Below are 13079 nucleotides of genomic sequence, written 5' to 3'. Positions count from 1 at the left end.
TTAACGATCAATGAGCTTCACCGTCGCCATAGTCGGGCGCCCCAATGTCGGCAAGTCCACGCTTTTCAACCGTCTGGTCGGAAAGAAGCTGGCGCTTGTCGACGATACGCCGGGCGTGACCCGTGACCGCCGCCCCGGCGACGCGAAGCTTGTCGACCTTCGTTTCACCATCATCGATACCGCCGGTCTGGAGCAATCCGGGCCGGAGACGCTTCAGGGCCGCATGTGGGCGCAGACGGAAGCGGCGATCGACGAAGCCGATGTGACGCTTTTTGTCGTTGACGCCAAGGCAGGCCTGACGCCCGCCGATGAAACGCTGGCCGAAATGCTGCGCCGTCGTGGCAAGCCGGTGGTTCTGGTGGCCAACAAGTCCGAGGCGCGCGGTTCCGATGCGGGCTTCTACGATGCCTTTACGCTCGGTCTTGGCGACCCGTGCGCCATCTCGGCCGAACATGGTCAGGGCATGATCGACCTGCGCGACGCCATCGTCGAGGCGATCGGCGAAGACGTCGCCTTCCCGCCTGAAGTGGATGAGGCGGAGACCGATATCGTTCTTCCGCGCACTGAGCCCGGCAGCGAGGAAGAGGAAGAAGAAGAGCCTGTTTATGACGAGACCAAGCCGCTGCGTGTCGCCATCATCGGCCGACCCAATGCGGGCAAGTCCACCCTCATCAACCGTTTTCTCGGTGAAGACCGTCTGCTGACCGGCCCGGAAGCGGGCATTACCCGCGACAGTATTTCTGTCGAGTGGGACTGGCGCGGCCGCACCATCAAGATGTTCGACACGGCCGGCATGCGCCGGAAGGCAAGGGTGACGGAGAAGCTGGAGAAGCTTTCGGTCGCGGATTCCCTGCGCTCCATTCGTTTCGCCGAAACGGTGGTGATCGTGTTCGATAGCACCATTCCGTTCGAAAAGCAGGACCTGCAACTGGTCGATCTCGTTATCCGCGAAGGCCGCGCCGCCGTGCTCGCCTTCAACAAATGGGATCTGGTTGAAGATCCGCAGGCGTTTCTGGCCGATCTGCGTGAAAAGACCGAGCGGCTTCTGCCGCAGGCCCGCGGCATCCGCGCCGTGCCGATGTCCGGCCAGACGGGCTATGGCCTTGACCGGTTGATGCAGAACATCATCGACACCGACAAGATCTGGAACCGCCGCATCTCGACCGCCAAGCTGAACCGCTGGCTGGATTCGCAGACGACGCAGCATCCGCCGCCGGCCGTTTCCGGCCGCCGCCTCAAGCTGAAATACATGACGCAGGTAAAGGCGCGCCCGCCAGCCTTCATGATTTCCTGCACACGGCCGGAAGCCATTCCGGAGAGCTATACGCGGTATCTGGTGAACGGCCTTCGCAAGGATTTTGACATGCCGGGCGTGCCGATCCGCGTGCATTATCGTGGGTCGGATAATCCGTTCGAGAGCAAGGCGAAGAAGAGGCGGTAATCGGCTGCTGAAAACCTCTCCTCCGTTATTCTCGGGCTTGTCCCGAGAATCTGCAAACTTTCGATTTTGCGACACGGGAGGTAGATCCTCGGGACAAGCCCGAGGATGACGTCGCGTGGGGCAGAGGTCTCACCAACATCGAGAATAAAACTGGCGAGTAAGAACCATGTTGATCAAGCAGACCGACTATCACCGGATTTACCGCGTCATCAACAGCCTGCTCATCAACGACAATGCCGACCCGGCTACGGCCTGCATGTATTTCAGCACCTTCGGCGCCTTCATCCTTCAGCAGCATTACAAGGTGAAAGCTGTGCCGAAGGGCGGGCTTGCCGCTTATAATCTGGGTGGAACGGTCATGCTTTTTGCGGACCATCGTGACGATGGTTATGTGACGGGCGCTGGCGATAATTTTCATTGCTGGGTTGAAGCGGACGGATGGGCTATCGATTTCATGGCGCCAGCTTTTTCGCAAAGCGCACGCGAACTTTCCGTGCCCCCGAAGATGTTTCAGCGTCCGCTATCGGCAATGGCGACCTCCATCAACGATCTCGATCAATCCGGCGATTTCTTCTACCGCTCCGAGCCGGAAGCCACCGCGCGGCGTTTTGCCGACTGGCACAGACAGGCGATGATCGGCGATCTGGCGAGCGTCGCCGCAAACTGGTTCCGCAAGTCGCCGAAACAGATGTCCCCGTCGCTTTCGGTCACGGAGCGGAACGGCAAGTCGCGGACGGTGCCGCTTTCCGGCCAGGCGCTCGTCGGCACGTGGTGATCTGAGACGGGATAAGTCGTTGTGAAATTAGGACGGCCAGCGTGATCTCGCGGCAGCCGCCTGACGTCAATCAGCAGCCCGACCCCGTTCTAAAGATAACGGCGGTCGCGTCCAGATCGTCTTGTGACACTCCTGCTTTGTTTCGTCCACCGTTCCCCGATAAAATGTCGGGGATCAATGTGTCTCCACGTCAGGCAAGTCGTGAGCGGGACAAAAGCGGCAGGGATTTTCCGGCGGCGTGAATGACGTTGTCGAGGAATTGCCGCGATGCCTTTTCCCAGCTGTAGCTTTTGGAAAGCGCCAGGGCCTCCTGCGACGAACAATGGAGCGCTGCAAGACACGCGTCGCGAAGATTGTCATTCAGCGCGCCTGCCCCGGGATTGCCGCCGAGAATGTCGATCGGCCCGGTAACGGGGAAGGCGGCCACCGGCACACCGCTCGCCAGCGCTTCGAGAATGGTGTTGCCGAATGTGTCAGTCTTGGACGGGAAAACGAAGACATCGGCCTGCGCATAGGCGGCCGCGAGTTCTTCCCCTGTCTTGATGCCGGTAAACAGCACGTCCGGATATTTTTCCTGCAATTCATGGCGGGCCGGGCCGTCGCCGATCACGACCTTCGATCCGGGCAGCTCGAGGTCGAGAAATTCAGGCAGGTTCTTTTCCACCGCCACGCGCCCGACCGTCATGAAGATCGGCCTCGGCAGATCGAATGGCAGCGACGTTTTCGGACGTGGATGGAACAGTTCGGCATCGATGCCGCGGCTCCAGCGCTTCAGGTTGCGAACCCCGCGGGCCTCAAGCTCGGTCTCGAGACTTGGCGTCGCCACCATGCAGGTGTTGCCGCCGTTGTGAAACCAGCGAACGAAAGCGTAAAGCCAGCTTTCCGGGATGGGGAAGCGCGCCGCGACATATTCGGGAAAGCGGGTGTGATAGCTGGTGGAAAAACGCATCCTGTTCTTCACGCACCAGCGCCGCGCCATGAAACCCAGCGGACCCTCGGTGGCGATGTGCACGAAGGAGGGCTGGCTTTTTTCAATCTCCGCCGCGACACGGCGATAGCCGGCGACCGACAGGCGGATTTCCGGATAGGTCGGGCAGGGGATGCTGTAGAAACTCTGCGGCGTCACCATGTGCACATCCACGCCCAGCCGCGCGAGTTCCGTATTGGTGTTTTCGATGGAACGAACCACGCCGTTGACCTGCGGGTGCCAGGCATCTGTGACAATCGTGATTCTCGTCATGAAACACCGATCCTGCTCGACTGCGCGCGGGCGATTCCCCACCACCCGGCTTCAGCCCGTATATGCGGCGTGCGTGTTACAGGATCATGTCAGGGCGGATGAGGGTAGTAGAAGTGCCTTTGCACACACGAGCTTGCTCTTGTCCGTAAGCGCGCTCCTGGTCATCCCTGTGACAAGCACAGGGATGAGGGAAGCCGGTTCCGTCTGGCATCATCCGACCAGCGGAAGAAGCTCCGGGCTGATCAGCGCGCCGTGATGGCCGATGACGGTTGCCGCTGCCCGTGCGGCAAAGACGGCGGCGTCATGCGGCGAACTGCCGGTTACATATCGGGCGAGAAACGCGCCGTTAAAACTGTCGCCTGCACTTGTCGTATCCACCACGTCCACAGCCTCTACCGCCGGAGCGTGGCTGCGTGCGCCGCTGAAGTCGAGTGTCGCACCCTTTGCGCCATCCTTGACGACGATGTTGGCGACGCCGAGCGCACGGTAACGCTCGATTGTGGCCTCGACGGATGTGTCGCCGAAATGGCTGGCTTCGTCATCGAAACTTGGCATTACCAGCGTTGCGGCGCGTGCGCCGTTGGTAATCGTCTCCAGCATCGTGTTCTTGTCGGACCAGAGGCGCGGTCGGATGTTCGGGTCAAAGACCACGGGCTTGCCCGCTGCCTTGGCGCGGCGCAGTTCCGCAAGGAAAGTGTCGACATCATGCGGCGAGGCGAGAATGGCGAGCGTGATGCCGGAAAAATAGACGACGTCGGCGCTTTCCACCGTCTTGCGCAGGTGGTCCGCATCGGCTGCGAGCTGCCTTGCTGCGGCGGCGTTGCGCCAATAGCTGAAGGTGCGCTCACCATCCTTGAGGTTGATGAGGTAAAGGCCGGGTGTGCCGCCCTTGATGCGGCGGATTTTTTCCGTGCCGATACCGGCATCTGCAATGAAGGCCAGCATGTCCTGCGAAAGAGGATCGTCGCCGAGTGCCGTGAAATAATCGACGGACCAGTCTTCTGGCAGGCAGGCACGTGCATACCATGCCGTATTGAAGGTATCACCGGCAAAACCCTTGCGCAGCAGCCCGTTTCCGGCCTGCGACAGTTCCACCATGCATTCGCCAATCGACAGAAACCGTCCGCCCACGCCGTCATCCTCCACTTGCTTTACCTTCGGGATTACGACGACAGGCGGTGCCTGACAAGCCCGCTTCGAGGTGATTTTGGGCATTTGCGAAGTTCCGGTTTACGCAGGGACAGCTGCTTTATATTCTCGGACCAACCCTCATCAGGAGATCGCTCATGCCGACAACCCATGCCCCGGTCCACAAATCCCAAGCGCAATCGGACTGGTGGAAGGGGGCGGTGATCTATCAGGTATATCCGCGATCCTTTCAGGACACGAGCGGCGACGGTTACGGCGATCTTGCCGGGGTGACGAAGCGGCTGTCCTACATCGCCTCGCTCGGCGTCGATGCCATCTGGCTCTCGCCATTCTTCACCTCCCCCATGGCGGATATGGGTTATGACGTATCCGATTATTGCAATGTCGATCCGATGTTCGGCACGCTTGCCGATTTCGATGCATTGATGGCCGAGGCGCACCGGCTGGGGCTGAAAGTCATCATCGACCAGGTGATTTCGCATACATCCGATAAGCACCCCTGGTTCGTGGACAGCCGTGCAAGCCGCATCAACAGCAAGGCGGACTGGTATGTCTGGGCCAATTCCAAGCCGGATGGCACGGCGCCCACCAACTGGCTTTCCGTGTTCGGCGGGCCGGCATGGGAATGGGATGGCGTGCGCAAGCAATATTACATGCACAGCTTTCTCGCCTCGCAGCCGGATCTCAATTTTCACAATCCGGATGTTCAGGATGCGCTTCTGGAAACCGTACGGTTCTGGCTTGATCGCGGCGTGGACGGTTTTCGTCTCGATACCGTCAATCACTATTTCCACGACAAGCTGTTGCGCGACAACCCGCCGCTTTTTGACGACGAAAGCTTTGGCCTCGATGCGTCCGACGTCAATCCTTACGGCATGCAGGATCATCTCTACGACAAGACGCGGCCGGAAAACGTGGCCTTCCTCCAGCGCTTCCGCGCGCTTCTCGATGAATATGAGGGCCGCGCCACCGTGGGTGAGGTGGGGGACGGCGCACGCTCACTGAAGACGGTCGCGGCCTACACATCCGGCAATGACAAGCTCAACATGTGCTATACCTTCGATCTCCTTGGCCCGGATTTCAGCGCAAAACACCTGCGCGGTTCGGTCGAGACCTTCGGCAAGGTGGTGACGGATGGCTGGGTGTGCTGGGCTTTTTCCAACCACGATGTGGTGCGCCATCTCAGCCGGTTTTCCGAGGGCTCCGAGGAGCAGACGCGGGTTGCGAAGCTCGCCATCTGCGTTCTCGCCAGCCTGCGCGGCTCGATATGTCTGTATCAGGGTGAGGAGCTGGGCCTGACCGAGGCCGAACTTGCCTTCGAGGATTTGCGTGACCCCTACGGCATTCGCTTCTGGCCCGCCTTCAAGGGGCGTGACGGGTGCCGCACGCCGATGGTGTGGGAAACCGGCAAGCTGAATGCTGGTTTTTCAAGCGCTGAAAAACCGTGGCTGCCGGTGCCCTATGCCCACGCCATGCAGGCGGCGGATGCGCAGGAGCGCAAGCCGGACTCGGTTCTGAACCACTACCGCGCGGTCTTGTCCTTCCGCAAAACCCATGGAGCATTGCGCGACGGCGATATGGACTTCATCAAGACCAATCTCGATGTGCTGGCCTTCACGCGCCACAAGGGTGACGAAAAACTGCTGTTCGTTTTCAACCTGACCCGTGAGGCGGTGGAATTCCCTGTCCCGAAGGGTATGGAGGTCACGGATATCCTGCCGATGCCGGGTTTTGAGCCGCTGTTCGACGCGGGGATCGTGAAGCTTGAGGGGTTGGACGTGTTTTGCGGGGTCGTCGCTTGAGCCTGCAATTTTCCATCAGGGACGCCGCAGCATCTCTGGATGACTGGTCCCTTTTGCGCCACCGTTTATGGCCCGATGCCTCCGTTGCCGAACACAGGGCGGAATTGCGGAACCTCTCCGACAACGACGCCGGTTTCATTGCCTATGATCTGGTCGGAATGGCCATCGGTTTTGCCGACGTCAGCCTGCGACACGACTATGTCAATGGATGCGATACGTCGCCCGTGGCGTTTCTCGAAGGCGTTTATGTGGAAGAGGAATTCCGCGGTCAGGGCGTTGCCGCTGCATTGATCGCCGAGGTCACCCGCTGGGCGGTCAGCAAGGGTGTGAGCGAGCTTGCCTCCGATGCCGATATTGCCAATGTCGATTCACACCGCATGCATGCGGCGCTGGGGTTTGAGGAAACTGAACGGGTGGTTTATTTCCGCAAGCTGCTGCCATCGCGTTCATGACTTGCCGATGCTGTAGGCCAGCCGATTTAGCAATCCGTCCGTTTCGCCTTGTCTGAACCGGCATTTTCATGCGGACGTCGCTCGGCTCCTCTATGCTCATTCCGGGAACTTGCGCTGGGTTGGACTTGGTGACGCGATGCAAATCGCCCATAGGCGATAGTGCTTATTTTCATAATACTTATGTATTAATTTACTGAAAAATGTGAAAATTTGAATTAATTGATGTAATTTATCATTTTAATCTAAGAAAAAACGAAATATTCGGTCCATTATTTATGTATTGCTTATGAATTTGGCGAGCTTTGCGCAAGTTTGGATTATTATTGACTGAATAATTGTATATTTTCGGATAATAACCATAAAGCGAAGTAGGGATTGTCATGTCCGTTTCGATCAAGAATTCGAGTCAGCTTACCCCCGCTAATTCCGCATCCTCACGTACCAGGGCTCAGACCGCCCCCGCGACATCCATCAGAAGCGTTTTCGCTTCTGGACAATCGTCAGTCCCCGCATCCACAACGAATGCAACGCCAAAAATGTCGTCAATCGAATATCTCGCGTCATCAGGCTTTATGCAAAATCTGAAGGTCAAGCTTTCGACGGCGGGGGACGACCCGGCGCAATATCTGCGTTCCCAATCGATGATGAGCGCTCTTGCGGGCGGGCGCTTGCAGATCTCGGACCCCACGCAAGGCAAATCGATCAGCGCATGGGATCCGAGTCAGAAAAACGCCAGGTCGACAACCGCCACGGATATCGCCAAGACCAACTGGGCGGATTTCCTGAACTCGCAGCTCAAACGTAACGAAAGCGGCGTTCTTTCCAGGGACGCAAGTGGCAGCTATGTCGAAAAGACAACGGGCAACCACGCCTATTTTGGCAGGGTCGCGGGCAAATATTATTACGTGACCTGGCCTGCAGAAACGAAAACCTGAGACGGCTCGCGCCGTCTCAGAAACGCGGCATAAGCAGATTACGCTGTTTCCGGCCGATAAACTCCATCGTCAGATCAGTACAAACCGATCCACATCCACCATGCCCATGTCGGAAATCTTCAGGTGCGGGATGACGGGTAGCGGCAGGAAAGCCACCTGCAGGAAGGGCTCCTCGAGCGTTGTGCCGAGCGCATAGGCTGCCTTTCGCAGGGTGTGGAGCGTGTCTCGCACCGTTTCGTAAGGTTCGAGGCTCATCAACCCGGCCACCGGGAGCGCAATCTCGCCCGTCACCTTGCCGTCTTCGACCACCACGAAACCGCCCTTGATTTCGCCGAGCCGGTTGGCGGCCAGCGCCATGTCGTCCTCGTTCACGCCGACAACGCAGATATTGTGGCTGTCATGACCGACAGTGGAGGCGATGGCGCCCTTCTTAAGCCCGAAGCCCTGCACGAAGCCGTTGGCGTGGTTGCCGTTCTTGCCATGGCGCTCGATGACGGCGACCTTGATGATGTCGTTTGCGAGATCGACAGTCGTCTGGTTGCCGTCCGTCGGCAGCGTGTAGCGGCGATGTTCGGTGATGATCTTGCCGGGGAGCACGCCCATCACCGGGGTCTCGCCTTGTGCGACCGGCACGCCGAAATGGGCGGCGAGCACGGGTCTTGCCTTGACGCTGTCAAGACCGACGGGCGCGACCGGCTTGCGGGTGGCAAACAGCGCGTCATCGACGATACGACCGCCGGAGAAGACCATGCCGGCCTTGCAGTTCTGCAAGGTGTCGATCACCACGAGGTCGGCACGCCAGCCCGGTGCGATAAGACCGCGATCGCGCAGGCCGAAGGCCTTTGCGGCGGAAATCGAGGCGGCGCGGTAGATGGCGAGCGGTTCCACGCCGTTGGCGATTGCCGTTCGGATCATATAATCGAGATGACCCTGTTCGGCGATGTCGAGCGGGTTGCGGTCATCGGTGCAAAGCGCAAGATAAGGCGACAGACGCTCGGTGATAACAGGCATCAGGGCGTGCAGGTCTTTTGAGACCGAGCCTTCGCGCACAAGAATATGCATGCCTTTGCGGATCTTTTCCAAAGCCTCGGCAGCACTGGTGCACTCATGTTCGGTGCGGATGCCGGCTGTCAGATATCCGTTCAGCGCCGTTCCCGACAGAAGCGGCGCGTGTCCGTCGATATGCTGCCCCTGAAAGGCTTCGAGTTTTGCCATGCATACCGGGTCTTTGTGGATGACACCCGGAAAATTCATGAATTCGGCAAGGCCGATAACCTTCGGATGATCACGGAACGGCAGCAGTTTTTCGATCGGCAGATCGGCGCCCGAGGTTTCCAGATGGGTTGCGGGCACGCAGGACGAGAGCTGCACGCGGATGTCCATGATGGTTTCCATGGAACTGTCCAGGAAGAACCGAAGCCCCTCCGCGCCCAGAACATTGGCGATCTCATGCGGGTCGCAGATGGCGGTGGTAACGCCATAGGGCAGAACGCAGCGGTCGAATTCGTGCGGTGTGACCAGCGATGATTCGATGTGGAGATGGGTATCGATGAAGCCTGGAACGACGATTTTCCCGGAAATGTCGATTTCCCGGCGACCCTTGTAGCTTTCGCAAGTTCCAACGATGGTATCGCCGCAGATGGCGATGTCGGAGGCAACAAGTTCTCCAGTTACGAGGTCGAAGAATCGTCCGCCCTTGAGAACTATATCTGCCGGTTCACGGCCCGTACCCTGATCGATGCGCGTTTCAAGTTTCGAATTCATGCGGCTTTTCTTCGGCTCCTGGTTTATGTCGTTCGCGAGAATTTTCAGTATTTACATTCTTAGGTTGTTTCTTGGCTTAAGCGAATTGATTCTTTGCGTTTTAAATATATCCAGAGTAAAAAATTTTCATATTCGTGCTATCTTATGTTTAAGTTCCAAAATTGAACAACGTTAGGAATGCGTAACTTACCCTTGCAGGGATACCGGTTGGTTCCGGTGTTTTCAGTAATTGCCAGCGGAGGTTACCATTCCCGGGAAGGAAAATAAAAGCGTCAGATGCTCAAACGAATTTCTACCCAGCAATTGACGGTTGGCATGTTTATCGAAGCGGTCGAGGGAGCGCTTTCGAACAGCGAATTTTTGCAGCGATATCGATTTCTTCTGCGGCATGAAGAGTTGATGCGTCAATTGAAATTGAGCGGCGCTGAAAGCATCATCATCAATACGGCCAGGGGAAACGATATCGAGGGCAGGCCGCGCTCTGGAGCCGTCCCGCCGCGATTAAATAGTGGCCCCGAAACCATTGATGCAGTCACCCATGCCGTGCGCTCCGCCGCCGATGCCATTGCCGAGACATTTGCCGTTGCCGAAGCCGGTGGCTGCGTGTCCCTGAAGGGCATGACAGCGGCGGCCGGCAAGATTTCCGATGCGGTCCAGTCGAACCCGGCGATTTTCATCGGCGTTACCCGGTTGAAGTCGAAGGACGAGACGACGTTTGTGCATTCGGTTTCCGTCAGCGGATTGATGATCCATTTTGGCAATTATCTCGGGCTGGACAAGGAAACGGTCGATCTGCTCGGCATCAGTGGCCTGCTGCACGATATCGGCAAGGTGGAAATTCCTTCATCGATCCTCAATAAGGCGGAAGGGTTAAGCCCCACCGAGCGGGAAATCATCAATCTTCATCCAACGTTCGGTCGGGATATCTTGTCGCGCAACGAGCAGATGCCAGCCATGGTTCTGGATGTCTGCTTCAGTCATCACGAGCGCATTGATGGCGGCGGTTATCCCAGCGGCTGCGCCGGAAACGAGATCAGTCTTCACGCGCGCATTGCGGCGATCTGCGATGTCTATGACGCCGTAACCTCGGTTCGGCCCTACAAGAAGCCGTGGACGGCAAACGAAGCGCTGACGTGGATGTTGCGCCGGGAAGGCCACTTCGACATGCAGCTTTTGAAGAAATTCGCGCTGTGCATTTCCACATCGCTGCCGCGTAGCTAGGTAGCAGGCGATCTCGAAGTCGCGCTGTTTGAGGCTTGCCCGGCGGCGCCGAAGTGACGCCGCCGATGCAGGATGTTTACGCTGCCTTGGTTTTCGCCTTGCGGGTCAGATGCACCACGACGTTCTCGATCATGCGCATGCCGGCATCCTGGCCGAGAGTCATGATCGATTCCGGGTGGAACTGAACGGCGGCTACCGGTTCCTTGGCGTGTTCGATGCCCATGATCGTGCCGTCTTCACTTTCCGCCGTGATGATGAAATCACGCGGAAGGGTGGAAGGGTCGGCGAAGATCGAGTGGTAGCGACCGACGGTCACTTCCTTGCCGAGACCGGAGAAGACCAGGCCTGGCTCCAGCACGCGGATGCGTGAGGGCTTGCCGTGCATTGGTACCGCAAGTTGGCGAAGTTCGCCGCCATAGGCTTCCGCCAGCGCCTGAAGACCGAGGCACACGCCGAAGATCGGCAGCTCGCGGGCGCGGGCGGCTTTGATCGTCGCCTTGCAGTCGAAATCCGTCGGGCTGCCCGGTCCGGGCGAAAGCACGACGAGATCGGGCTGGAAGCGGTCGAAGACCTCCGCTGCGACCGGCGTTCTGACGGTGGAAACCGTGGCGCCCGTCTGGCGGAAATAATTCGCCAGCGTGTGCACGAAACTGTCTTCGTGATCGACCAGCAGGATCTTGACGCCGGTGCCCACCTTGGCGGCATCGCGCTTGGCGGCGGCCGAGTTTGTGGCTTTTGCATCGCGAATGGCCGCGATCATGGCGGATGCCTTCAGTTCGGTTTCGGCTTCTTCTTCCTGCGGATTGGAATCATTGAGAAGCGTCGCACCGGCGCGGACTTCCGCGATGCCGTCCTTGATACGGATGGTGCGCAGCGTAAGCCCGGTATTCATGTCGCCGTTGAAACCGACCATGCCGATTGCGCCGCCATACCAGGCGCGCGGGCTCTTTTCATGGCTTTCAATGAAGCGCATGGCCCATAGCTTCGGTGCGCCGGTAACGGTGACCGCCCAGGCGTGGCTGAGGAAGCCATCGAAGGCATCCATGTCGTCGCGCAGACGGCCCTCGATGTGGTCGACCGTGTGGATGAGGCGCGAATACATCTCGATCTGGCGGCGGCCGATGACCTTCACCGAACCCGGCTCGCAGACGCGGCTCTTGTCGTTGCGGTCCACATCCGAGCACATGGTCAGTTCGGACTCGTCCTTCTTCGAATTGAGCAGCTTCAGGATCTGCTCGCTGTCGGCAATCGGGTCGTCGCCACGCTTGATGGTGCCTGAAATCGGGCAGGTCTCAATGCGACGGCCTGAGACGCGCACGAACATTTCCGGCGAAGCACCGACCAGATATTCCTGATGACCGAGATTGATGAAGAAGGAGTAGGGCGAGGGGTTGATCGCCTTCAGGCGGCGGGAGATTGCCGAGGGATTGCTTTCGCAGCGCTCCATGAACTTCTGGCCGGGAACGACCTCGAACAGATCGCCGCGTCGGAAGCTTTCCTTGGCCTTCACCACCAGCTCGGAATATTCGCCGGGACGGTGATCGCCCTTGGGCGGGATCGTATCGGTGGTCTTGAAGGGATCGGGTGCGATCTCTGAGGACTTGCCGTCCGTCGTTACACCGTCCTTCTCGAAATCGTAACGGTCGATCCAGGCCTTGGCGGAATAATGGTCCACGACGAGAATTTCGTCGGGCAGATACAGCACCATGTCGCGCTGATCTTCCGGGCGCGCGAGCGAAAGCTTGATCGCGTCGAACTGGAAAGCGAGATCGTAACCGAAGGCGCCGAACAGGCCGATGGCCGAATCCGCATTCGAATAGAACAGGTCGACGATGGCGCGTAGCGCCGTGAAGACGGTTGGGATTTTCGAGCGTTCTTCTTCGGTAAAGACGCGGTCCGGCTCGTTGACCGTGAGGTCGAGACGGCGGACGGAGGATGCGCCCAGCGTAAGATCGGGTGTCGCCTTCAGCTTTTCGGTGATGAAGTCGAGCAGCACTTCGCCGCGGCCGTTATAGGCTTCGATCCACATCTGGCGACCGAAGCAGGAAATGCCGAGCGGCGGATCGATGATGGCCGTATCCCAGCGCGTGTAGCGGCCCGGATATTCGTAGTTGGACGAGAAAACCGCGCCGCGATGGGCATCGAGCTTTTCGATGTAGTTGTCGATGGCGCTGGCATATTCGGCGGCGCGACGCTTTCGGCTGACCTTGATGCCGCCTTTCGTCTCGTAGGTTTCCGCTCCGTCATCCTGAATGATCGTTACCATTTCTTTCGCACTTCCCGTTTTTCAGGCCCGATGA

At 58.6% G+C, this 13079-nt stretch carries 10 protein-coding genes; 6 read left to right on the top strand and 4 right to left on the bottom strand.

Features of this window, described 5'->3' with window-relative positions; genetic code table 11:
• Positions 1-10: 10 nt before the first annotated feature.
• Entirely contained in the window at positions 11-1441 is a 1431-nt protein-coding gene (gene der / locus CRP02_RS22735) for a ribosome biogenesis GTPase Der (protein ID WP_097172363.1), read from the top strand.
• 166 nt (positions 1442-1607) lie between these two features.
• Positions 1608-2216, top strand: coding sequence for a DUF2026 family protein (locus CRP02_RS22730; protein WP_097172362.1), 609 nt, complete (start codon positions 1608-1610; stop codon positions 2214-2216).
• Positions 2217-2406: 190 nt separating this feature from the next.
• Here CRP02_RS22730 and CRP02_RS22725 read toward each other — a convergent pair whose 3' ends face one another.
• Both CRP02_RS22725 and CRP02_RS22720 read right to left on the bottom strand, forming a co-directional pair.
• Entirely contained in the window at positions 2407-3456 is a 1050-nt protein-coding gene (locus CRP02_RS22725; RefSeq protein ID WP_013636642.1) for a bifunctional monoglucosyl/glucuronosyl diacylglycerol synthase, read from the bottom strand.
• 210 nt (positions 3457-3666) lie between these two features.
• On the bottom strand, positions 3667-4587 hold the full coding sequence (locus CRP02_RS22720) for a sugar kinase (protein ID WP_179784169.1): 921 nt from the start codon (positions 4585-4587) through the stop codon (positions 3667-3669).
• A gap of 155 nt (positions 4588-4742) precedes the next feature.
• Here CRP02_RS22720 and CRP02_RS22715 point away from each other — a divergent pair, with 155 nt between their 5' ends.
• The 3 genes from CRP02_RS22715 (at position 4743) to CRP02_RS22705 (ending at position 7794) form a co-directional block, all read left to right on the top strand.
• Entirely contained in the window at positions 4743-6407 is a 1665-nt protein-coding gene (locus tag CRP02_RS22715; RefSeq protein ID WP_097172361.1) for an alpha-glucosidase family protein, read from the top strand.
• Entirely contained in the window at positions 6404-6859 is a 456-nt protein-coding gene (gene aac(6'), locus CRP02_RS22710; RefSeq protein WP_097172360.1) for an aminoglycoside 6'-N-acetyltransferase, read from the top strand. Before CRP02_RS22715 ends, aac(6') begins: the two co-directional genes overlap by 4 nt.
• 536 nt (positions 6860-7395) lie before the next feature.
• Positions 7396-7794 (top strand): hypothetical protein, encoded by a 399-nt coding sequence (locus tag CRP02_RS22705; protein ID WP_097172359.1) that lies wholly within the window; start codon positions 7396-7398, stop codon positions 7792-7794.
• A gap of 69 nt (positions 7795-7863) precedes the next feature.
• Here CRP02_RS22705 and ade read toward each other — a convergent pair whose 3' ends face one another.
• A complete protein-coding gene (ade, locus tag CRP02_RS22700) occupies positions 7864-9558 on the bottom strand; it encodes an adenine deaminase (RefSeq protein WP_097172358.1) in 1695 nt (564 codons plus the stop codon).
• Positions 9559-9834: 276 nt separating this feature from the next.
• On the opposite strand from ade, the gene CRP02_RS22695 reads away from it, so the two are divergent.
• On the top strand, positions 9835-10779 hold the full coding sequence (locus CRP02_RS22695; protein WP_097172357.1) for an HD-GYP domain-containing protein: 945 nt from the start codon (positions 9835-9837) through the stop codon (positions 10777-10779).
• 76 nt (positions 10780-10855) lie between these two features.
• On the opposite strand, the gene CRP02_RS22690 is transcribed toward CRP02_RS22695, so the two are convergent.
• Positions 10856-13045 (bottom strand): anthranilate synthase, encoded by a 2190-nt coding sequence (locus CRP02_RS22690; RefSeq protein ID WP_097172356.1) that lies wholly within the window; start codon positions 13043-13045, stop codon positions 10856-10858.
• Positions 13046-13079 lie beyond the last annotated feature (34 nt).

The sequence above is a fragment of the Rhizobium sp. AN5 genome, assembly GCF_900215255.1.
Classification (GTDB): domain Bacteria; phylum Pseudomonadota; class Alphaproteobacteria; order Rhizobiales; family Rhizobiaceae; genus Agrobacterium; species Agrobacterium tumefaciens.
This window is presented reverse-complemented; position numbering and strand designations above follow the sequence as displayed.